Source organism: Rhodopila globiformis, assembly GCF_002937115.1.
Taxonomy (GTDB): domain Bacteria; phylum Pseudomonadota; class Alphaproteobacteria; order Acetobacterales; family Acetobacteraceae; genus Rhodopila; species Rhodopila globiformis.
In genome coordinates, this window is the sequence record NZ_NHRY01000164.1 from 1 (window position 1) to 22,117 (window position 22,117).

Below are 22,117 nucleotides of genomic sequence, written 5' to 3' on the forward strand. Positions count from 1 at the left end.
AACAGGTCGGTATCGCGCATGGATGATGGCTCCGGTCGGTTCGTTCCCAAGCCATGCCAGACAGCGCGTTATGCGCAAACCCCCGTCTGCGCCAGATGCCGTCAAACCAAATTCGGCTTCGTGGCTAGCCAGCGCTTGGCCGACAAGCGCTCCCAGACACTCAACCTCTGCGTGCGGGCCACCCATCCGAAATAGCGAGGAGCCGGATAACCTCGCTGTTTGAAGGCATGGCGATGGCCAAGCCGGTGATCTGCTCGATCACCGGTACCACGACCGATTACGTGCGGCATAGCGAAACCGGGCTGCTGGTTCCGCCGCACGATCCGGCGGCCTTCCAGGCGGCGATCCGGCGCGTCCTCGACAATCCGGCTGAGGCTGAACGCCTCGGCACCGCCGCGAGGGGCTTCGTCGAGCAGGAGTTGTCGATGGCGGCCTTCACTCGACGGATGGCAGCGGCGATAAGGACGGTGGCGGGGGAAAGCAACCAGCCTGCCTGAACGGCGCCGTCAGGTCAGGCGCAATCGGGACAGCACGACATCCTTGGAATTGGACATCAGCGGTGTTTTGGAATCGAACCGCTGCGGTTCGACCACGTCGATGCGGTTTGTGCCATAGGCGGGGATGATGTTGATCGTATAGCCATGCGTGATCGCCAACTCGCGCAGCAGCGACGCCAGCCGGGTGCTCTCCGGCAGGACTTCTGCCACGATGGTGGGGGTGTTGCCGGCGATCTCGCTACGGGCCGACTCGAACAGCTGGGCCTCCAGTCCTTCCGCGTCCACTTTGATGAGGTTTGCGTTCCGGACGAGTTGCCGAAACGGCAAACCGGCGACATGGATGACTTGCAAGCTGCTGCGGCCAGTGACCTCGCTGCCAACGACGAGATGCGATCCCACCGGGGAATCCCGGCCCTCGTTGGGAATGTTCAACGCCACCGTACTTTGTGTCGCATCGGGAATCGCTGCACTCTGGTAGACTTCCACTTTGTCAGACAACCCGTTCCGCGCCAGGTTGCGTCGCAGAATGTCGGCAACGCCCGGGACCGGCTCGAGAGCAAGATAGGAACCGGAAGTGGCCTTTCCCCCCAGCACGGTGAACAAGCCGACATTGGCGCCGACTTCCACAACATTGCGGGCCTGGGAACAGAGACTTTCCCAGACGTCTGCCATCCGGCCTTCATAGCCTTGGACGCCAAACCAATAGATGGCATCCATGACCATGGAATCGGTGGCTTCGAACGACAGGGCAGGCCGATCCAGAGGCCGGACTTCGGCCAGGCGCGGCGGCAGTCGGCACTTTCCCTGGGTTGCCTTGATCACTCCAATGCACGCGTTCCGCAGCAAACTGCCGCGAGGAAAACGAACGACACCAAGCCGCAGCGCGTGTGTGAAAATCATCATGACCACCCGGTACGACAGGCTTCGAGACGTCTTTTATCTAGCTCTGGCTGGGATACGGAGCGTTGAATCGGGTATGGGACTCAAATTCTACAGGCCGATCCGCGCTGGAAGAGCTTGTTCCAGGTCATCGCCATCTTCATGGCCAGCACTTCACGCCCATAGTAATGCGCGGTCTCCGATTGGCCGGCGCGCCCTGCCTCCCGGACGATGTGTTCCAGCACATAGAGACGGTGCTGCATCGCATAGCGTCGCACCTCTGGCCGAGTAGAGAATAGTATCGCCTTATCCAACACACGTAGTTGATACAGCCGTTTCGACAGTTCCGATTCTGTGGTGGAGACGTTTGCTGCGAAGGCCGGATCGGGAATGTTGTGGCGGGAAACGATATTGGGCAAAAATCTAATCAATTGGGCGCGGTCGATCGCCCGCAAGTAGAAGTCCCGATCCTGCTCATACCGCAGACCCTCGTCGAAGCCGCCCAGTTCCACATAAAGGCGCTGGCTGATGATAGTTGTGTTCAAATGACAGAAAGACCGGCAGCCCAGCAGCTCCGCTGCGGTGACGGCATAGGCCCCGGTATCGTCCGGCGTGCCGGACAGCCGATCAACGAAATCCTCGAGCCAGATTGGATAGTCAACAGCCATCCCGTTCCGGAATCCCCTCTGGTTGGCCAGGATCAGGTCGATCTGTTCTGTGCTGTGCTCAAGAACGTTGGCGACCCGGTCGAGATGCTGGATGTCAACCCATTGGTCATCGTCATCAAGGAAACAGAAATATTTGCCCTGGGCATGGTCCACCCCAAAATTCGCGGCATAAGCGGGCCCATGCCCGCGTGGTGTCGGAACCAATCTCAGCAGCCGGTGCGGCACGGGGATCGTGTGCAGCAGCTCCTGGTATCGGGACATATGGGCTTCGGAGGAGCCGTCGTCCACTACCAGGATCTCAAGGTTCTGGAACGTCTGATCCAGCACCGAGCGCAAGGCAGTAGTGAAAAGACCGGAACGATCCCGTGTCGGTATGATAACCGAAAAGACCGGGCTGACCTCGGCTGTCGTCATCGGGCGACTCGTTCAAAGGGCATGGCATGGAGGGGAACATCGGTGACAGGCTTCGCCTCGCGAAAGGTGCGAACCGTATGAACATAATGCCGCGCGACGTCATGCTTGCCGGGCAGGCCGGAATCGGTAGGCCAGAAGTGCCTCGACTCGCCATGGTTGCGACGCAGCGATGCGGGATTGATGCCGACATGCCGTGCGATGCGGCCAAGGAAACGATTCGGATCCTCGCACAGCTGCTCATAAGAGATTGTCAGCCTGGTTGGGCAGTTGCGGCTTAGGAACACGCGCCAGGCGCGGTCCTGTTCGGCAATGCCTATCAGCAGGTTGTCGAGCAATTTGATGTTGAAGAAATCCGGCTTCTGTGAAGGGGTCGTCGTTACCGCGTCGTCCACGCCCCACCGCCCGGTCAAATGGGCGAACTGGGCTGAAACCGCCTGCTTCAGAAGATCCTCCCGGTACAGATAGATGAACACGCCGCCATCGAGCAGCGCTCGTCCGGTGGGATTCTCCAGGACCTTGACGAGATGCTCATGATGGACCTTCGCGGCGAAGATGCCGGCTTGGCACCGCAGAGGAACCAGCGCCGCGAGATACCGCTGCAGGAATGCTTCTTCCGCAGTCCGTGCCGGATTGCCGAAGGGCAGCTGATCCCGCCAGGTACGGCGTTGCCATTGCAGCCCTCGGATGGCGTCACCCAGGCCCAATCGCGGCGCCATCTCCCGCATGATGATTGGGTTGAAGTACTCGTGCGGCACGCCGAGGCCGGCGTTGATCATGTAGCGGCACAGCATATAGCTGCCGCTGCGAGGCGTGGAGCAGATGAATAGCTTCTTCGGCGCGCCGGTGAACGGCGGCTGATCGAGAAGCTCGCTGGTCATTTGTTTTTCTGTGTAACGCATCGGTTTCCAAAGCAGCCGACCAGGTGCGATCCGCAGGTCTTCCCTGACATGTCGTGCTTCCATAACAAATTCGGTAATGGTCAGCAATTATTTTGGCGTGTTATGCTGGCTGATTCTCACGCCTCCCAAGGCCACCCGGGCGCGTAGCCAGTTCACGGCGGCAGCTTCCAGGCCGCTGGGGAAGCCGATCAATCCCCAAAGACCAAAAGTTGCGGTGACGTAAGCCGTCGCTCCGATGACCATATCGATGCCCAATCGCAGAGCGGGCTCGTCCGGAGCCGCGGCATGCACCGTCAGCACGCAGACGGCCATGACCAGGCCTGCCATCATCGGCCGCCAGATACGCGCCATCATATCGCCCAATGTGATCGGCAGCACCCGTGCCAGGGTCAGGAAGATTCCAGGAATGAATGCCAGCGTCACGGCAACGCGGGCACAGGCGATGGTCATGGCGTTGTCGGATAGGGCGGCGGCAGCCACGGCAAGCACCATCGACACCGCACGCGTCGCGGTCAGCCGCACGGCCAGCCGTTCGTGGCCGGTGGCGGTCAGGATCGGAATGCCATTCTGCATGATGGCATACAGCCCACCAGCGATCGCCAGCACGCGCATCAACGGCACGGTCATCAGCCATTGAGGGCCAAGCACCACGTGGACGAAATCATCGGCTACCAAGGCCATCCCGCCGCCGAACGCCACCGACAGGATACAGGTCGCACTGAGCACATCCAGATAGGCTGTGCGCATCGCCGCGGGATCGTCCCGGATTCGTGCGAATACCGGAAACAAGGCTTGCGTCACCGGCAATACGGTTTCGGCAATCGGTGCCGTGGCCGTGTCAGCCGCTATGTTGTAGGCACCCATCGCGCCTGGGTTGCCCAGGCTCCCAACCGCCAGTTCATCCGCACGATCGTTGACATACTGGGAGACACTGATGCCGAGCATCCGGGTCGAGAACCCCAGCACCTCTGGAATTCGGCGCACGCATGGCCGCGGCCGGTACGGATGCATCACATAGCTGAGTGCAACGCCCAGGATGCGCCCAGCCAGGATGCCGGCAGCGAGCGCACGCCAATCCCGCAACCAGACGGCAAACCCAACGGTGACCAGCGCCGCGAACAGGCGCTGCAACAGCTGATAGGTGAACTCCTGGTCGAAGCGCAGGTTACGGCGGAACGTCACGACACCGACATTGCTAAAGCCGCCGATCAGTGTGCGCAGTGCCAGGATTCGTATCAGCCAAGCCACACGTGGCTCATGGAAATACCAGGACGCCGGTTCGGCCATCCCCCACAGGATCAGCGTCAGGCTTGCGGCGATCATGAGCGACAAGGTCCACACCGAATCATAGTGTTCCCGCGTCGGATCCGGGTGCCGGATCAGCGCCTCCCACTGGCCGGCCCAGCCTAGTACCTCGACCAGCCCGACCACCGTTGCTGCCATCGCCACAAGGCCGAAGTCGCTCGGCATCAGCAGGCGGGCCAGGATAAGCGTGTTGACCAAGCCGATGCCACGCATCGTCCAGCGCAGCGCTGCCATCCAGAGGCCGCCGGACAGCAGGCTACGGCCGACGTGCAGCCGCTGTTCACTCATTGCCACGCCTTCCCGGGGCGACCCTGGCCGGCGACAGCGACTTGCATAGCAGGCGTACGGTGCCTCATATTATCCCAATCCATCCGCACAGGGCGCCGGGCAGGGCGTATCCACCTGGTCGAACCCACTGACAAACTGGGCCGCGATCGGCAGATTGTTGGCTCCTATCAGCGCCGCCAGGGCCAGCACCACACAGACATAGGCGCCGCGCAGCCGTCGGGATTGCCCGGCCAGCCAGGGCGCTAGTCCAGCCCCCAGGGCAAAGATCGTGAAGTGCAAATGGGCGGCGTAAATGAACAGACTACCGCGGAACTGGAAGTGCGTGTGGAACAGCAGGTTGAACGCCGTCGCCGCCAGCAACCCCAGCGCAATCCAGCGATAGCGGTGGTGCCGCAGTCCGGCCACCGTGCCCACCATCCAGAACGCCAGCCAAGCCGGGGCGGCGATGCTGCCCGGCAGGGCGAAGGCCGATTGCCGGAAATCCCGCATGTTCGTCCCCTCCGGCAGCATCAGCCAGCTGTAATGCGGGGCGACGAATGAGAAGCCGAAGAAGGCTTTCAGCTCCGCCAGGATGTCGGTGCGCGGCCCCTTGGTCTGCTGCCACCAGATCTCCTTCAGGGCCAGCACCGGGTGATGCACCGCGGCCCAGAGTTCCCGGAACCAGATCGCAACCCCCAGCAGCGCCGCGATGGCGCCGACCACCATCCCGAACCGGATCACCTGACGAATTGCCCGCGCCAGCCCGCGCTGCCGCCACGCCACCAGCAGCTCTGCCAGCATCGGCTGCACTGCATTGGTGACGGTCACGCCCAGGGCCATCACTGCGGCCAGCACGCGCAGGCCGCTCAGCCGGTTCGGGTCGCGAAGCCGTACCATCGCGATCAGCCAGACCAGGGTGATGGCGAAGCCGGAAAACCCGTAGCTCTCGGTGATCAACGAGGTGAGGATCTGTGTGCTGGTCAGGGCGAACAGCGCGGTCAGTGCCAGTGCTTCGGCGCGCGCCGCCGCGGCCAGGCGCAGGAACAGGAAGCACAGCACTACCGTGCCGCTGCCAAATGCCACCATCTCCAGCACTGCGGCGGACTTGGGGGCGACGCCCGACTGCACCAGCAGCCAGGCCGGCGCGCGCAGCAGCAGGATCAGCGGATGCTTGAAACCCTGCGCGTCGGGCGGCGACAGAGCCAGCGTCCGCAGGGTGCGGTAGGGATCGAAGTCGAAGGCCAGGTTGTAGTAGTCGAGGTAACGGCCCTGCGCGAGCCGCAGGCCAAACGGCGCATACAAAGCAAAGGCGGCCAGGTACAGAGCCACCGCCAGCAGCGCATCCAGCCGCTGCAGCACTCCGCTGGATCGAGCACGAAAGACAGAGTTGCCCGGAAACGGCAGCCTGGTGATCATCTCGATCATAACGGCACGACCCCAAGAATGCGTGGGACAGCACGCATCAGCTGCGGGCCACCAGAACGATCCCTGCCGTCACCAGCAGCGTGCCAATGATACGGGTGCCGTTCAGTGTGTCCTGGAAGAACAGGTAGCCAAACAGCGCGGTTAGGATGAATCCCAGGCCAACGAACGGATAAGCTTGCGACAACTCGGTGCGCGACAGCACACCCAGCCAAAGTACGGTGCCAATCCCGTACAATGTCAGCCCGCCGATCACCCCGGGACTCAGCAGGAACGCAAGCATCCGGGCGAGCATTGAGGTGCTGGCCTCGGCCCCCCGCGCCATTACGCCGGAGACGCCCAGCTTGAACAGCACCTGCGCGCAGGCGGACAACGTGACGCTAAGCAGGATCAGGGCCAGCGTGCCGCTTCTCATGCCAGTCTTTCGCCTTTCCTACAGGCCGGTCAGGGTGATCGACTGCGCGGCGACCAGCAGCACCGCGCTGAGGCCCGCCACCAGCCACGACACCCAGTCGCGGGCGGCATAAAGAATCGGATCGTCGCGCATGTAGCCGCGGGCAGTCGACAGCCACAGCCGGCACTGCCAGAACAGCACCACCGGCACGATCGCCCAAAGCAGGGCGGGCGAGCGGTATTGCCGCATCGCCGTCTCACTCTGGACGAACAGCGCCAACACCACGCTGGCGGCAAACGCCGAGGCGCAGCCGAACATCTGCAGGATCGCTTCGTCGCCCGTCATGTAGCCGCGCCGCGCGATCCGGCTCACACGCAGTGCCAGCAGTTCCTGCACCCGCTTCATCAGGGCAAGGCTGAGGAACAGGAAGGTCGAGAACGCCAGCAGCCAGAGCGACAGCGCATGGCCGGATGCCTCCCCGCCCCCCACCAGCCGGATCGTATAGAGTGCGGCCAGGGTGAAGACGTCTGCCAGCGGCTGCTGCTTGAGGTGCAGCGAGTAGGTCATCGAGAGCGCGGCGTAGATCAGGATGATGGGCGGGCTGCCGGCGAGCCAGCCGGCGATGGCGCCAAGGCAGACTAGCAAGGCGGCGTATGCCACCCCCTGTTGCGGTGGCAGCGCGCCACGGGCGAACGGCCGCAGGCGCTTGCGCGGGTGCCGGCGATCGGCCGCCAGGTCCATCAGGTCGTTGCCGAGATAGATGCCTGAGGCCGTGGCGCAGAAGGCGACGAACATCAGCAGAGCACCGGACCAGGCCGCCCACTCGGTGAGGGCATGCGCCGTGAAGATGGGCACGAACACCAGCAGGTTCTTGACCCATTGGTGCGGCCGCATCGCCTGCAGCAAAGGCCGCAGCCGATCGGCTTGGCTGCCGAACTCTGCCTCGATCGGGAGCTTGTCGCGCAACTGGGCGCTCAGGCGTGAGCCGGTGTTCACGAGGATGGCTCGCTGCGCCTTCTGCCATATCGCGACATCGCTGGGGCTGTCGCCGGCATAGGCAAAGCCCCGCTCGCCGAAGCGCCGCACCAGGGCGGCGGCCTTGGCCGCCCCTTTCAGGTTGTCGTGCCCGTCGGAGGCGATCACTTCGTCAAACAGCCCAAGATGATCGGCAACGGCGTGGGCCACGGCACTGTCGGCGGCGGTGGCCAGAACCAGGGTCCGGCCGGCCGCCTTCTGCGTATGGAGATAGGCCAGCAAGTCCTGGTTCAACGGCAACAGGCTGACGTCGAGCGCCGCCGCCTCCGCTACGCGCTGCTTGAACATCGCCCGTCCAGACGACAGCCCGGCAAGGCACCACCACAGCTTGCGGTGAGTGACGAGCGCGAGCATACCTTCCACCAGCGTGTCCGTCAGCACCAGCGTGCCATCGAGATCGACGCAAAGCGGAACCGCTGCCGCAGTTACCGGCGCGGTGCAGCGTGGATGTGTGAGCGTGCTTAACGTTTCTTCCGACATGATCTCGTGATCTGGAGCTGGCGGGCGGGTTGTAGTGCCGCGCCGGCGGCTCGTCACGACAAAAATATAATTATAACCATTTTACAACCAAACCCAGACGAAAGCTCACGAATGTCTTGGCAACAATGGGACACACCACCCCGGCCGCGCAGCGCCGGCACCACCCAGCCCCACCCTCACCAAGCGAACAGATTAACCCCAAGACTCCCCGCCACCGCCCCGGCAACCGTCACCAGGCTGAGCACCAGCAATCCCCGATGCAGCCACTCCACCACCCGGTAAGTCGCCTCCGGCGCGGCCGCCGCACGGCGCGCGAGGATGCGGTCAAGGAACAGCGGCTCGGCCACGAACAGCATGACCGTGAAAATCGCCCACGTAATCACCATCGCATGCATCCACCAGAAGTTGGCCGTCTCGAACCGGCCCCACGCATCCAGCCGCCACACCATATAAAGCCCGCTGAGCCCCGCCAGCGCCGTGGTGAAGCGCGCCTGGCGGGCGAACCGCTGCTCCAGGTCGTGGAACAAGCCGAAGCGCTCTGCCGGCGGATAGCCGTGCCGGATCGCCGGCAGCAGCACGGTGGTGACCATGCCCACCCCGCCGATCCACAAAACAACAGCCAGGACGTGCAGGGCGCGGGCGAGGACGATATCGGTCATGCGGATGCTATAGAGGCTTCCATTGATCCTCGCACCGAGCCATGTGCATATGCGACGATTTTCCGAAGGCCCGACCCGACCGCATGAATTCCATCTTCAACGGCGATCTCACGACCGCCAAGGGCCGTCTTGTGGCCTGGATCGACTCCCTGTTCATCGACCATGCCGTGTTCCGCCTGGTCTGGAGCAACCTGGCGCCCGTCATCCCGGGCCGGATCTATCGCTGCAACCACCCCACCCCGGCGCGGCTCCGCCGGATGACCCGGCGCCTCGGGCTGCGCACCCTGATCAACCTGCGCGGCAAGACCCAGAGCGGCTCGGACGCGCTGTCGCGGGAGGCGGCGCGGGAACTTGGCCTCGCCTTCCACGACATGTCATTCGAGAGCCGCGGCGCGCCGCAGCGGGACCGCATCCTGCGGCTGCATGAAATCTACCGGTCGATGCCAACCCCGGCGATCATGCACTGCAAGTCAGGAGCCGACCGGGCGGGGCTGGCGGCAGGACTGATGGTGCTGTTCAACGGCGGCACCGCCGCCGAGGCGATGCGCCACCTGTCGCTGCGCTTCGGCCATATCCGCCAGTCCCGAACGGGCATCCTGGATGCGTTCTTCCTGCAGTTCCAGCGCGAGGCCGAGGGCCGCAAGCCGTTCCTGGACTGGGTGCGGGAGGATTACGACGAGGCTGCGCTGCGCCGGCAGTTCCATGCCAACGGCCTGGCCAGCTTCATCAACGACTGGGTGCTGGCGCACGAGTAGCGGTGCGGGTGGGCTCGGAAGGCCACCCGGTCCGCGCCCGCGTCGGGGTCCCGCGTCGGGGCAGAATGACGCAGCCCGCTCGTCACCGTGTGGTCGTGACCGGCCACGGGTAAAGCACCTGCCGGCGCAAGGCCGTGCCCGTGGCCAGGCGTTTCCCCATGCAGCGGGACTGGCGCCACCGGCGCCAGAGCGGGACGGGCCACTCTCGATCGGCGGCGTCAGCCCTGATGCCAGCGGTGGTTGCCGACTGGCGACTGGACGGCCTATTCCTGGACAGCGCGCGGGGAGCCCGCCAGCGCAACCCATCAGCAAGGCACTTTCGTCAGGGATTGCACACGAATGATCGCGCCGGTCTTTCACCTGAACCCGATGGGACGCCTGGCGAACCTGATGATCCAATATATGGTTGCGCTAAAGTTCCGGCATTTCGTCCCCGAGTGCCGCATCGCCGGCATCCGCATCCCGGAATGGGGCATCCACCACCCGTCCATCGACCCGCCCGGGCCGGTTGCGATGGAGACACGTGAGCAGCGCATCGATCTTCCGGCGCTGGCCGATCGGATGAAGTCCGGTGCCATAAGCGGTGTCCAATGGTCGGGGTTCGGGCAGCGGATGGAGAACTTTCTGCCGCGCGAAGTTTACGCCGGCATCTTCAGATCGCCGTTTGGCCGAGCCATGGGCTTTGGCGCCGAATACCTGGTCTGCCCGATACGAGCCGAAGACATACTGGACGGCCACAACCGCAATTACACTCTGACCCCGGTCGAATTCTACCGTGACATTGCCGAGATGACCGGACTCATGCCCGTCTTCATCGGCCAGACGGCACCGAACCTCTACACGAACCGCATCAGGGCCGCCTTTCCCGGCGCGATCTACCGGGAGCCACAGTCAGATCCTTTGGTGGATTTCGAGACGATCCGGCAATCGCACAATGTCGTCGTACCGGTATCGACCTATGCATGGCTCGCAACCTGGCTGTCGTCCGAAGTCCGGAACGCCTACATGGCCGTCAATGGCCTCCTGAGCCCAATGCAATATCCCGAGGTGGATCTGATCCCGTTCGGCGATGAGCGCTTCAGGCTCTTCCTGTTCCCGATCAACTATGCCGTCGAGCTGGAGCAGCATGCCGCGCTGCATCGCCGGATCGCGCCGTATTGGCGCCTGGTGCCGCACGAACTGCTGCGGCGGCAGATGATGGAAGCCCCGCGCTTTCCGCGAACCGTCAATTGTATGCTGAGTTGCTTTGACGAAGCGTTCTACCTGTCCGAAAACCAGGATGTCGGCGCCGTGGCCATGAGATACGGCCGGGAAATCGGGCGAGTCCACTACATTCATCACGGCTTCACGGAACGCCGTTCGCCGTTGCGCTTCGACCCGTTTTGGTATGCCAACACCTATCCCTTGGCCGGCTATGAGGTGGCGCAGGGCGACTATGCCGATTTTGCCCACCACTATGCCGCTGTCGGCCGGGCGCGCGGCTATCTGCCGCACGCCCCATAACGATCCCGCAGCCAGGCCACCGCCCCAAAGCCGACCGGTCGCCCGATGGACGACGGCCCATCAGTTCCGCTGCGCCTCATTCCCCTGCGCTCCATTCCCCTGCGCTCCATTCCCCTGCGCCTGGGCAGCCGCCTGCTTCTCATGCTTCGACGCCATATGGTGGCCGACGGCGCAGCCGCCCACGGCACCCAGCACGCCATGGTGCGCCATATGTCCGGCAAGACCGCCGACAGCGGCGCCCGAGAGGCAACCTTTGGCTTCAGCCGGCCCAGCCAGTCCAACCGCAAAAGCCAAAGCAAGGGTCGCCGCAACAGCCAGTGTCCGCATGTCGTTCACTCCGAGGTTCCTCGGAATGAAACGCCAGCGGACCCAGCCAGTTCCCGCCCCGCTCTATGCGAACAGATCGGCGGGCGAATCGCCGCGCAGGCTGTCGCCCAATTCCTTGCCAATCAGCGCGGCACCGGTCGCCGGCCCGGTGATCGACCGCTTCAGCAGGAACGTACCGTCGGCGCGGGCAACCAGCCCCGTCAGCACGATGTTGCCGTCCGGCAGACGCTGCGCATGGCCGCCGATGGGGGTGCGGCAGGACCCGTCCAGCTCGCCCAGCAGGCTGCGCTCGGCCGTGGCGGCGACGCGCGCCTCGGCGTCGTCCATCTTCGCCAGCAGTTCCAGCAGCGCCGTATCGGACGCACGCGCCGTGACGCCGACGATGCCCTGCGCGGCCGACGGCACCATCACGTCGGGGTCCAGCACCAGCTTGGCGGGGATATCCATCTCCAGCCGGTTCAGCCCGGCCAGCGCCAGCAGGCTGGCATGGCACTCACCCTCGCTCAGCTTGCGCAGCCGGGTCTGGACGTTGCCACGGAAATTCGTGACCCGCAGGTCGGGGCGGGCATGCAGCAGCTGTGCCTGGCGGCGGACGGACGACGTGCCGACCAGCGCGCCCTGCGGCAGGCAGGCCAGCGGATCGGCGTCGTCGGCGGGATTGCAGCCCTTGCCCAGCATCAGGCAGTCGCGCGGATCCTCCCGCTTCAGCACGCAGGCCAGGACGATGCCGGGCGGCAGCTCGGTCTCCAGGTCCTTCAGGCTGTGCACGGCGAGGTCGATCCGGCCGTCCAGCAGCGCCTCGTGGATTTCCTTGGCGAACAGGCCCTTGCCGCCGATTTCGGCCAACGGCCGGTCGAGCACGGCGTCGCCGGTGACGCTGATGATGGTCTCCACCGACGGCGGCGCACCGGGAACGGCGGCCAGAAGGCGGTTGAAGGTACGGGTTTGCACCAGCGCCAGCGGAGAGCCGCGGGTACCGGCACGCAATGGCGTGGGTGCGGGAGCGTTCATGGCGCGGTTCATAGCATCCCGGCCGCGAAACGGAAGAGCGTGTCTTACGACCCTGACCCGATCACCGTGACTGTTGCCGTACGGCCCGGGATCAGCCGGATACCGGCCGGTACATTATCGAACTTGATCCGCACCGGGATGCGCTGCGCCAGCCGCACCCAGTCGAAGGTCGGATTGACGTTGGCCAGCAGATGGCCCGTCTGCTGCCGCGAGCGATCGGCAATGCCGCCGGAAATGCTCTCCACATGCCCGTACAGGCGCTCGGGCACGCCCATCAGGCGGATTTCGACCCGGTCGCCGGGATGGATGCCGGACAGCCGCGTCTCCTCGAAATAGGCATCGATCCGCAGCGTGTCGGTATCGACCAGCGCCGTGACCGGGTGCCCGGCGGTGACATAGTCGCCCGGCCGCAGGTCGAAGTTGGTGATGATGCCGTTCACCGAGGCAATCACCCGCGTGCGGTCCAGGTTCAGTTGTGCCAGGTCCCGGTCCGCGAGCGCCTGGTCGTAGCCGGCCTGGGCGCCGGCCTGGGTGGTGCGCGCCTCGTCCACCACCTGCCGGCTGATCGCGCCTGCCGCCAGCGACTCGTAGCGGACGAGATCCTGCTCGGCGCGATCCAGCGTCGCCTTGCGGGCGGCCACAACCCCCTCGGCATGCCGCAGCGCGAGCTTGAAGCGGGCCTGGTCGATGACGAACAGGACGTCGCCGCGTTTCACCGTCTGGTTGTCCCTGACCAGGATCTCGCTGACCAACTCGGACACATCCGGGGTCACGCCGACGATGTCGGCGCTGATGCGGGCATCGCGGGTCCAGGGCGACAGTTCGTAGTACACCCACAGGCGCCAGCCAATCAGCCCGGCAATCGCCACCGCCACCAGGGTGACGGCAATTCGGATCGGAAGTGCCGACCAGCGCCTCATTGCCACCCCGCCCTGGCTGAGACCCAGACAATCGCGCCCAGCACCATGACGAACAGCGCCAGGTCGAACAAGGCCCGGTGCCAGACGAAGCGGTACAGGCCGGCACGCGCCAGGGCTCGCCGCAGGACGGCGTTCACCAGCACCGCGCCCACCAGACAGCCCAACAGGCCGGGTATGAACACGCCGAACAGGACAAGTTCACTCCTCATGGCCCTGCCGCGTCGGGGAACAGGCCGAGGCGGACGCCGACCAGGCCGAGCAAGGCGTCGGACCGCCCGGGTTGCGGCCCGGCCGCGGCCACCGCGGCCAGGGCGTCGTCCACCCGGGTCAGCACGACCGCATCGTCGCGCCGGCGCGGACGTGCGCGATACGCCGCAGCCAGGGCATCCAGCAGGGCGTCGATCCGTGCCCGCACCGCCGCGCTCACGCCGTGCCTGGCGCGGCGCAGGTCGATGATGTTCAGGCCGACGCGGATATCGGCCAGCGCGTTGGCCGGCACCTCCTCCTCGGTTTCGGCCAGGCGCGGGCCGATCAGGCCCAGGCGGTCGAGCATCAGGCCGGCATAGCGCGCGCGATCCTGCCCGCCGCGCCGCTCGGCCGCCACCGCCAGTTCCTGCCAGATCACCCGCAGCAGCCGGGTGGCGCTCACCCCGGCGCCGACGGAACGGATCAGGCGGGTGACAATGGCGGCAAGTGCCAAGGCCAGGATGAACGCCAGCGCGCTGTTGACGAAGGTCGGCAGGTTCGCCCGATAGGCGTCCTGCAACGCCAGCAGGGTGGCGCCGTTGGCGGTGAAGGCGCGGCCGCTGTTGGAGGTCGCCGGCATCGACACCATGACGCCGCCCAGGATGAACGGCGGCGCCAGCGCCAGCACCAGCGTCGGGAAGCCCGAGGCGCCGGGCAGCACGCCGAACAGCAGCACGCCGTTAACGACGACCCCAACCACGGACCAGACGAGGAAATTCATGATCGCCGGCACCGGATCATCCTGTGCGGCGAAGAAGCTGCACGCGACGGCGACCAGTTCGGCGGCGACGTAGCCCTGCTGCCAGGCGGTGGCGATCCAGGCCGTGCAAGCCAGCAGGATCGCCACCAAACAGGCCACCGCCGAGAGCAGCGCCATGCCGGGATCGCGGTGCCAGGCGCTGGCGGCCGTCGCCTCCGGGGCGAACAGCAACGCGGGCTCGGCGATGACGCCGCTGTCGATCGCGCGATGCAGCGCCGTGCAGTCGTGCAGGGCCTGCACCAGCTCACGCAGCCGCATCAGCAGGCCGGTCAGCACCAGCGCTGTCCAGTCGGTCCGCTGGCTGAGCCCGGCCTCCTGAACGTGAATGCGGGTGAGCAGCGCCTCGGCCGGCTGCGACGGCTGCTGCACCCAGGCGGAAACATCGGCGACGAGGCGGGCGACCGCCTCGGGCATCCGTCCGCTCAGCGCCACCACCCGGTCGGTGATCGAGGACAGGATCGGCAGCAGCATGATCATGCGCGCGCGCAGCAGGTCGAAATGCCGGGTCTCGCGGCTGGTCTCCTCATACGACAGGTGGCTGGCGAGCAGGTTGATTTCGACCGCGTCGGCGGCGAGGCGGCGGGCGCTCTGCCGTGGGTCCCCCTGCCCCGCCAGCGCGTCGCGACTCCAGGCGCGGGCGTTGCTCAGCCAGGCGTTGATGCGGACCACCAGGACATAGCCGACGCGGCGGGGGAAAACGACGCCGGCCACCAGGCTGGCGATGGTGACGCCGATGGCGATTTCCTCCACCCGGACGAGTGCGGTTTCGAAGATGGCGCCGGGCGCGTTGACCGAGGGGAAGCCGATAATCGCCGCGGTGTAGCCGGCCAGCATGGCGACGTAGCTGCGCGGGGTGCGGTCGAGCAGCGCCACGTACAGGCAGCCGGCGACCCACAGCGCCAGGGCGAGCGACAACAGCTCCGGCGTATCGACCAGCGGCGGCACCAGGGCGACGGCGGCGGCGGCGCCGATGACCGTGCCGAACAGGCGGAAGACCGCCTTGGAGCGCGTCGCCCCGGACAGCGGCTGGGCGGCGATATAGGCCGAGGCCATCGCCCAGTATGGCCGCTCCAGCCCGAGCGAGAAGGCGATGTAGAGCGCGAGCATGGCCGCGACGAAGGTCTTGATCGCGAACGTCCAGTCGCGGAGGGCGGGCCATTGCATGGCGAGACTAACCGTCCGGGGCCGGGCCGGTTGCGGCCGTGGATCGGCGGACATGGCGAACTGATGGCGTCATTCAGCGGCACGATTGGTTGCGCACGCCAGATCGCGACGTATGCGATCGATCGCATCGGCCGGAGCATTTGCTTCAGAGGCTAATGCCAGCGCCTGCCGGAACAGCGCCTCGGCCTCCGCCATATGCCCCTGCACCAGCAGCGAGCGGCCGAGATTGTCCGCGGTGATGCCACGCGACGTCGCTGAGGCGCCGCCTTCTTCCTTCAATGCCAGTGCCTGGCGGAATAGTGCCTCGGCCTCCGACGCACGCCCCTGGTCCAGCAGCGAGCGGCCGAGATTGTCCGCGGTGATGCCACGCGACGTCGCCGTGTCGCTGCCTTCTTCCTTCAATGCCAGCGCCTGCCGGAACAGCGCCTCGGCCTCCGACGCACGCCCCTGGTCCAGCAGCGAGCGCCCTAGCATGTCCTCGGTGATGGCGCGCGATGTCGCCGGGGCACCGCCCTCCTCCGCTGCCGCTAGCGCTTGGCGGAACAGCGGCTCGGCCTCCGACGCACGCCCCTGGCTCAGCAGTGATCGGCCCAGCACGTCCGCGGTAAGGCCACGCGACGTCGCCGGGGCGCCGCCTTCCTCCTCCAATGCCAATGCCTGACGGAAAAACGCCTCGGCCTCCAGCGCACGCCCCTGGTCCAGCAGCGATCGGCCCAACATGTCCGCGGTAATGCCACGCGACGTCGCCGGGGCGCCGCCTTCCTCCTCCAATGCCAATGCCTGACGGAAAAACGCCTCGGCCTCCAGCGCACGCCCCTGGTCCAGCAGCGATCGGCCCAGCATGTCCGCGGTGACGCCACGCGACGTCGCCGAGGCGCTGGCTTGTTCCTTCGATGCCAATGCCTGACGGAAAAACGCCTCAGCCTCTGCCGCACGCCCCTGGTGTCTCAGCGATCGGCCTAGCATGTCCTCGGTAATGCCACGCGACGTCGCCGGGGCGCCGCCTTCCTCCTCCAATGCCAATGCCTGACGGAAAAACGCCTCGGCCTCCAGCGCACGCCCCTGGTCCAGCAGCGATCGGCCCAGCATGTCCGCGGTGACGCCACGCGACGTCGCGGTATCACCGCATTCTTCCAGCAAGGCCAGCGCCTGACGGAACAGCGTCTCGGCCTTCGATGCACGCCCCTGGTCCAGCAGTAGGCAGCCGAATGCGTGCAAAGCCAGACCGTGCAGAAGCGGATCTTCCAAACCAGCAGCCAAGTCTAGGGCTTCCCGCAAGGCTGTTTCAGCTTCATCAAAGCGACGCTGCTCGAGCATTCCCAGGCCAGCACGAACCAGCAGCGAGACGCGGTCGCCAATCCCATCCGGTATGAACAGTGGCCGTTGGGCTTCTGTGAATGCAAAGTCCGGATCGGGCGCATCAATGCGGCCCACCTTGTCGCCAAGTTTTTCCATCTGCCTGGCTGTCTCGAGCCGCTGCGGCAGGGAGTCACGGTCCGGTTCGATCCGCACGACCTGGGAACGGACTGACCAGAGATCAGGGGCGACTTCCCGGAACATCGGCACGATCCAGGGAGCGCCGACGATCAGCACCGGACAGTGGAACAGGTCCCGCAGCGGGTTGCGCTGCTGGTTAAGCCCTTCCAGCGCGCTTCGCCATGCCCGATCCCATTGCTGAAAGTCACGGCTGCCGGATGGAACGACCGCCTCGACCCACACGGCACCGACATCCGGCCCGGGCGGCTGGTTTGGCAGCGATGACACCACCCGCGGAAGGTCAGGCGGCGCCGCAATGGGCAAGGGCCAAAGGCGCTGCTGCTCGCTCCGCAGGATGGCTTCCAGTTCCTTACGGCACAGTCTCGCCCCGTCCCCGTCCGGCACGATCAGGACAATGAGGGCAAAACCTTCACCCAGCATGAAGTGCGCGATGACGCGCTGCCATTCCTTCGCGGCCGTCGCACCGTAGCGTCGGGCGAGCGGATTGCCGTCGTCCTGGCGCGCGGCCATCTAGTCCTCCGCAGCCGATGCCGCGGCCTGCACAACGTCCATCACCTCCTCCCGGATCAGGGGATGGATATCGTACCACTCCTTGCCGTTGACGAAGTACAAGACAAAATGACTGTTCAGGAACCGTGCCAAGCGGTTGACCGGCGCGGCTTCGGTGCTTGGCAGCGCGGTGGCGCGCACGCGCGCGATGTCTGCCAGCCACTTCGCATCATCCCGGGCGATCGGCAGGAAGTCACGCCGGGCCGCGTTGATCGCCTCGATGACCAGCGACGGTGCCACAGGCAGGTTCGCCGCAGCCGCGCGCGCAGTCACGTCGCGCAGCAGGCGCAGCAGGTCACGGAAATGGCCGCCGCAGACGGCGATCGTCCGGTCGATCAGGTCCTGCTGGCCAGGTTGTGGCCCGAACAGCCGCTCCAGGCCTTCCTTGCCGATGCGGCGCTCGATCAGGGACCGGAATACCGCCCAGGCCGGTTCATTGTGGGACCGGGCCTCATCGTTCTCCCACAGATGGACCGTGCAGAGCAGGGTGATCGGCACGGTGTTGGGCAGCACGAATTTCAGCCAGGGCGGCACGGTGAAGACCGAGTGGATGCGCGGAATCTTCAGCAGGTCCAGGTGCGTGGCAAAGATCCGCTCGACGCTGCGGATCACGTCCTGCTCAGACTGAAGAGTGCCCTGAAGCTGCTCAAGCTGGTCGAAGATGAAGACGACCCGCGTATCCTCGCCCTGCGCAGCACGGATCAGCCTGATCCCGTCCTCGAAGAACCTGTCGACGCTGGTCTTCAGTTCCTTCAGCTTGTTGATCAGGACAGGCCGCAGGTTCTCGCGGAACGTGGTGGCGGATTTCAGCTCGAATTTCAGGTCGAGGCCGCCTTTCAGGCCGCCGAGAATTTCCTTCAGCGGCGTCTGGTACTCGAGTTTGACGCCGGCGTCCTTGAGCGTGACCTCCCGGTGCAGGAACGCCCACAAGCGATCCCAATAGGTTTCGCGGGAATTGTCGGCACCCAGACACTCTTCCAGGGCATCGCTGAAGGCCCCCGCGAGGACCATCAGCAGGTCGGTGATGTCTATCGGTTCGGCGGCGTTCACGTAGGTCAGGGCGTCAGCATACAGGACAAAATAGCCCTGGCCCTCCAACTCGCACTTCAGGCGCAGCAGTTCCGTCGTCTTGCCGGAGCCACGGAAGCCGGAAAACAGGCGGATGCTTTGCACGCCGTCGAAGTCGATCAGCGTCGATATCTGCTGTACCGGGTCGTCCAGGCCAAGAATCTTGTAAACCGGCTCGTAGAAAGCGCTACCAGGCTGCAGCGGCTTGTCGGTGAGATTGCCGTAGATCTGTCTCAGAAAGCGCCGGTCGGATGAATCGAGTGCCATGAACACGCACCTTATGTGGATATCGCAACCACATTGGCGATTTAAGTGGCCGATCTCCGGCCTGTCTATCATATTTGTTGCAGAATATTCGCCGATTGGTGTCGCCGATGGCGCCGCGGCCATGGCGTAGCAGCGTTCGGGCCAGCCTGCCGGTGACGATCACGGCGGCGCCAGGCAAGCGTCAGCGCAGTAGGGGTGGGTGCGGTCGAGCATGGCCGCGACGAAGGGCTTGATCGCAAACGTCCAGTCGCGAAGGGCAGACCACTGCATGGCGAGACTAACGGTCCGGTTGCAACCCGGCTGCGACCGCCGCGCCGTGCAGCGCCAAGCCACGCCGGGTCTTGCCCACCGCCCGCGCGACAGGCAAGACGTTCCGATCCTGCAAGGCGGCTGCAACTTCCTTGGAGAAGCCCGTCATGAGCGTGTTCGATTCAACCAGTGGTATTTTCTACAACACGCTATCCGATGCGATCAGCCTCTCGTCCGCGAATGACGTGATCGTGCTCTCGCCAGGGTCGTATACCGAGAACTTCCCCTCCATCACCCACAGCCTGACGATCGAAGCCGTCGGCGGCATGGCCTATCTGACGAATCCGTGGCTCAACGATCTGTCCTCCACGTCCACCAACCACCGCGCCGTGATCGACGTCCCGGTCAACCAGAACGTCAATCTCACGCTGATCGGCCTGGATATCTCCGGGGCCGTCGACGACGCCTTCAACCCGCCGAGCATCGGCGGCGCCAACGGCGCGGGCGTGCTGTTCGAAAGCGGGAACGGCGCACTGGTCATCGCCAACAGCCATATCCACAACAATGAGGACGGCGTTCTGGTCGGCGCCACCAACCCGGCGGTCAATCCCAACGAGACAGTCACGATCACCAACTCCGAAATCGACCACAACGGGGCCAGCAACGAGGCAGCGCCCAGGCAGCGACCGTGCGCGCCGGCTTCGACCACAACATCTACGTCGGTGCCGTGACAAAGTTCACGCTGACGAACAGCTACGTCCACGACGTGCTCGACCAGGGGAATGAGGTCAAGTCGCGCGCCCAGACGACGATCATCACCGGCAACCGGATCCAGGACAACAGTTCGGTCACCAGCTACGCGATCGACCTGTCGAACGGCGGCAGCGCGCTGGTCCAGAACAACGTCATCCAGAAAGGCGCCAATTCGGTTCAGGATGCCGTGGTCGATTGCGGTGCCGAGGGCGCCTACGCCGGAAGCCAACTGACCTTCACCGGCAACACGGTGATCAACGACGGCACGCACCTGGGCAACCCGACACTTATGTACACGTGGTGTGCCACGACGGTATCGGCGAACCAGTTGTTCGGCCTGTCCAACCTGGGGGTCGTCAAGGTATCGACCGCCAGTCTGACGGCGTCCGGCAACCAGATGCAGCCGCTGGTTTCGGCGCCTGCGCTCGACACAAGTTCGCCCGTTACGCCCCTGGCGGCTCCCGAGCCGCCCGCCTACACCCTTATGCTGATCAGCTTGCTGGCCACGGTGGTGATGCACCAGCGGCGGTTGCGCCTTCGGCGGTCCCGCCGATCGTTGCGTTGCAAAGCGGCATAGGGACCAAAGCTTACCGCGTCCGGGTGGAACCGGGCCGCCGCAGGAGCCAGGCCGGAAACGGCGACCAGCCGCCACGCCGCGCTGCATGCGGGAATGCCGGCGGGCCGCTGATGCCGGTGAGCGTTCTCGAGAAGCTGTCGTTCCTGGACGCCTGCCTGGCGCTTGTCGCAACCGGGCGCCTCGCCGTGGGTGGGCCGCTGGCAGGCAGCCTGGCCGACGGCGTCCGGATGGCGCTGTTCGCCATGGCGCGGCGGCGCCCCTGCCCGGCGAATTGAGCCACCCGCGCCGACGGCGACCGGAACTCACCGCCCCCAGCGCAGCACCAGGGCATCCAGCCGGTGCGCGATCGCCAGCAACCCGGCCCTGGCTGCCGGATGCAGAGGCGGGATCGGGTGGCGCAGCGCGTCGGACGCGATCACGCCGCCGGCCTGCATCAGCGCCTTGGCGGCGGCCAGGCCGCATTGCCGGTTCTCGTGGTTGATCAGAGGCAGCCAGCGGCAATAGGCCGCGAACGCCTCGTCCCGGTTTCCGGCGAACCAGGGGTCGGTGATCTGCCGGATGCCGTCGGGATAGCCACCACCAGTCATCGCACCGGTGGCGCCGGCCTCCAAATCGGCGAACAGCGTGATCGCCTCCTCGCCGTCCCATGGCCCGACGACAGCCGGGCCGCCCTGCGTGATCAGCTCCCGCAGCTTGGCGGCCGCCTGCGGCACCTCGATCTTGAAGTAGCTGACATGCTCGATCTCCGTCGCCATGCGGGCGAGGAACGGCGCCGGCAGCGGCGTGCCGGCGACCGGCGCGTCCTGGATCATGATCGGGATGTCGATCGCATCCGATACGGCCTGGAAGAATGCGAAGATGCCCGGCTCCGGCACACGGATGGTCGCGCCGTGGTACGGCGGCATGACCATCACCATCGCGGCGCCCGCGGCCGCGGCCCGACGGCTGCGCTCGGCGCAGACCCGGCTGCTGAAGTGCGTGGTCGTCACGATCACCGGGACGCGGCCCGCCACATGATGCAGAGCGAGGTCGATGACCCGATCACGTTCCTCGTCGGCCAGCGCGAACTGTTCCGAGAAGTTCGCCAGGATGCACAGCCCTTCCGACCCGGCATCGATCATGAAGTCCAGCGCCCGGCGCTGCCCGTCCGGATCGAGTTCGCCGGTTTCGGTGAAAATCGTGGGCACAACGGGAAAAACGCCGCGCATCGGCGATTGGGACGGCATGGACATAGGGTCTCCCTTGGTTGGCGGTGCAGGCACTTGATGCCTGGGCGAACTATTGTTCAAGGCTCTTATTGGGTTCCGGGGGGGTGGCTCGGGATGGGGTAGCGCCGAAGCCAGGTCTCTGATCTGATCGGATGAAGACGTGATCTGGTTGTTTTGGAGGCTACGTAGGCATGGCGGTATCCGACATGGTCAACCTGTCTGGCCTGCTGGACGAGGCCAAGTGCTATGAGCTTGTGCGTCAGCATCGTTGGCCGGATGGCGTGCGCTGCCCTGACTGCGACAGTGCCGTGGTCATCCGCAACGGCCATGATGAAGGACAGCGG

At 65.4% G+C, this 22,117-nt stretch carries 23 protein-coding genes; 7 read left to right on the forward strand and 16 right to left on the reverse strand.

Going from position 1 to position 22,117, the window contains the following annotated elements; genetic code table 11:
• Positions 1–215 precede the first annotated feature (215 nt).
• Positions 216–497 (forward strand): glycosyltransferase, encoded by a 282-nt coding sequence (locus CCS01_RS15725; protein WP_275112927.1) that lies wholly within the window; start codon positions 216–218, stop codon positions 495–497.
• Between the two features lie 9 nt (positions 498–506).
• On the opposite strand, the gene CCS01_RS15730 is transcribed toward CCS01_RS15725, so the two are convergent.
• The 8 genes from CCS01_RS15730 to CCS01_RS15765 all read right to left on the reverse strand — a co-directional run bounded on the left by CCS01_RS15730 (position 507) and on the right by CCS01_RS15765 (position 8,919).
• Positions 507–1,400 carry an FkbM family methyltransferase gene (locus tag CCS01_RS15730; protein ID WP_104519742.1) on the reverse strand — a complete coding sequence of 298 codons (894 nt, stop codon included), beginning with the start codon at positions 1,398–1,400 and terminating at the stop codon, positions 507–509.
• A gap of 80 nt (positions 1,401–1,480) precedes the next feature.
• Positions 1,481–2,458: a glycosyltransferase family 2 protein gene (locus CCS01_RS15735; RefSeq protein ID WP_104519743.1), complete on the reverse strand. Its 978-nt coding sequence runs from the start codon at positions 2,456–2,458 to the stop codon at positions 1,481–1,483.
• Positions 2,455–3,444 (reverse strand): Stf0 family sulfotransferase, encoded by a 990-nt coding sequence (locus CCS01_RS15740; RefSeq protein WP_104519744.1) that lies wholly within the window; start codon positions 3,442–3,444, stop codon positions 2,455–2,457. Before CCS01_RS15740 ends, CCS01_RS15735 begins: the two co-directional genes overlap by 4 nt.
• Complete coding sequence (locus CCS01_RS15745; protein WP_104519745.1) at positions 3,445–4,950, reverse strand: lipopolysaccharide biosynthesis protein; 1,506 nt, start codon at positions 4,948–4,950, stop codon at positions 3,445–3,447.
• A gap of 69 nt (positions 4,951–5,019) precedes the next feature.
• On the reverse strand, positions 5,020–6,288 hold the full coding sequence (locus tag CCS01_RS15750; protein WP_146101789.1) for a DUF6080 domain-containing protein: 1,269 nt from the start codon (positions 6,286–6,288) through the stop codon (positions 5,020–5,022).
• A gap of 103 nt (positions 6,289–6,391) precedes the next feature.
• Complete coding sequence (locus tag CCS01_RS15755) at positions 6,392–6,766, reverse strand: DMT family transporter (RefSeq protein WP_104519747.1); 375 nt, start codon at positions 6,764–6,766, stop codon at positions 6,392–6,394.
• Positions 6,767–6,784: 18 nt separating this feature from the next.
• Positions 6,785–8,260: a UbiA family prenyltransferase gene (locus tag CCS01_RS15760; protein WP_104519748.1), complete on the reverse strand. Its 1,476-nt coding sequence runs from the start codon at positions 8,258–8,260 to the stop codon at positions 6,785–6,787.
• 176 nt (positions 8,261–8,436) lie between these two features.
• Positions 8,437–8,919 carry a hypothetical protein gene (locus CCS01_RS15765; RefSeq protein ID WP_104519749.1) on the reverse strand — a complete coding sequence of 161 codons (483 nt, stop codon included), beginning with the start codon at positions 8,917–8,919 and terminating at the stop codon, positions 8,437–8,439.
• Between the two features lie 92 nt (positions 8,920–9,011).
• Between CCS01_RS15765 and CCS01_RS15770 the strand changes: the two genes are divergently transcribed.
• Positions 9,012–9,674: a protein-tyrosine phosphatase family protein gene (locus tag CCS01_RS15770; protein ID WP_193540139.1), complete on the forward strand. Its 663-nt coding sequence runs from the start codon at positions 9,012–9,014 to the stop codon at positions 9,672–9,674.
• Between the two features lie 339 nt (positions 9,675–10,013).
• Complete coding sequence (locus tag CCS01_RS15775) at positions 10,014–11,177, forward strand: hypothetical protein (RefSeq protein WP_104519751.1); 1,164 nt, start codon at positions 10,014–10,016, stop codon at positions 11,175–11,177.
• 60 nt (positions 11,178–11,237) lie between these two features.
• Here CCS01_RS15775 and CCS01_RS15780 read toward each other — a convergent pair whose 3' ends face one another.
• The 7 genes from CCS01_RS15780 to CCS01_RS15810 form a co-directional block, all read right to left on the reverse strand.
• Positions 11,238–11,513: a hypothetical protein gene (locus CCS01_RS15780; RefSeq protein WP_204848303.1), complete on the reverse strand. Its 276-nt coding sequence runs from the start codon at positions 11,511–11,513 to the stop codon at positions 11,238–11,240.
• A gap of 54 nt (positions 11,514–11,567) precedes the next feature.
• Entirely contained in the window at positions 11,568–12,515 is a 948-nt protein-coding gene (gene hemC / locus CCS01_RS15785; protein ID WP_239992188.1) for a hydroxymethylbilane synthase, read from the reverse strand.
• 44 nt (positions 12,516–12,559) lie between these two features.
• On the reverse strand, positions 12,560–13,435 hold the full coding sequence (locus CCS01_RS15790; protein WP_104519753.1) for an efflux RND transporter periplasmic adaptor subunit: 876 nt from the start codon (positions 13,433–13,435) through the stop codon (positions 12,560–12,562).
• Positions 13,432–13,644: a DUF1656 domain-containing protein gene (locus CCS01_RS15795; RefSeq protein WP_104519754.1), complete on the reverse strand. Its 213-nt coding sequence runs from the start codon at positions 13,642–13,644 to the stop codon at positions 13,432–13,434. The genes CCS01_RS15790 and CCS01_RS15795 overlap by 4 nt, the downstream gene beginning before the upstream one ends.
• Complete coding sequence (locus tag CCS01_RS15800; RefSeq protein ID WP_104519755.1) at positions 13,641–15,605, reverse strand: FUSC family protein; 1,965 nt, start codon at positions 15,603–15,605, stop codon at positions 13,641–13,643. The genes CCS01_RS15795 and CCS01_RS15800 overlap by 4 nt, the downstream gene beginning before the upstream one ends.
• Positions 15,606–15,674: 69 nt before the next feature.
• Positions 15,675–17,612 carry a tetratricopeptide repeat protein gene (locus CCS01_RS15805; protein WP_104519756.1) on the reverse strand — a complete coding sequence of 646 codons (1,938 nt, stop codon included), beginning with the start codon at positions 17,610–17,612 and terminating at the stop codon, positions 15,675–15,677.
• Positions 17,613–19,109 carry a hypothetical protein gene (locus tag CCS01_RS15810; RefSeq protein WP_146101790.1) on the reverse strand — a complete coding sequence of 499 codons (1,497 nt, stop codon included), beginning with the start codon at positions 19,107–19,109 and terminating at the stop codon, positions 17,613–17,615.
• A 293-nt stretch (positions 19,110–19,402) separates the two neighbouring features.
• Here CCS01_RS15810 and CCS01_RS15815 point away from each other — a divergent pair, with 293 nt between their 5' ends.
• The 3 genes from CCS01_RS15815 (at position 19,403) to CCS01_RS33755 (ending at position 20,840) form a co-directional block, all read left to right on the forward strand.
• Positions 19,403–19,966, forward strand: a complete 564-nt coding sequence (locus CCS01_RS15815) for a right-handed parallel beta-helix repeat-containing protein (RefSeq protein ID WP_104519758.1) — start codon at positions 19,403–19,405, stop codon at positions 19,964–19,966.
• Complete coding sequence (locus tag CCS01_RS15820; RefSeq protein ID WP_104519759.1) at positions 19,924–20,565, forward strand: right-handed parallel beta-helix repeat-containing protein; 642 nt, start codon at positions 19,924–19,926, stop codon at positions 20,563–20,565. Before CCS01_RS15815 ends, CCS01_RS15820 begins: the two co-directional genes overlap by 43 nt.
• A 110-nt stretch (positions 20,566–20,675) precedes the next feature.
• Complete coding sequence (locus CCS01_RS33755) at positions 20,676–20,840, forward strand: hypothetical protein (protein ID WP_158258419.1); 165 nt, start codon at positions 20,676–20,678, stop codon at positions 20,838–20,840.
• Between the two features lie 27 nt (positions 20,841–20,867).
• Here CCS01_RS33755 and CCS01_RS15830 read toward each other — a convergent pair whose 3' ends face one another.
• Positions 20,868–21,791, reverse strand: coding sequence for a dihydrodipicolinate synthase family protein (locus CCS01_RS15830; protein ID WP_204848304.1), 924 nt, complete (start codon positions 21,789–21,791; stop codon positions 20,868–20,870).
• Between the two features lie 188 nt (positions 21,792–21,979).
• On the opposite strand from CCS01_RS15830, the gene CCS01_RS36140 reads away from it, so the two are divergent.
• On the forward strand, positions 21,980–22,117 hold a 138-nt coding region (locus CCS01_RS36140; protein ID WP_408887493.1), incomplete at its 3' end, for a transposase.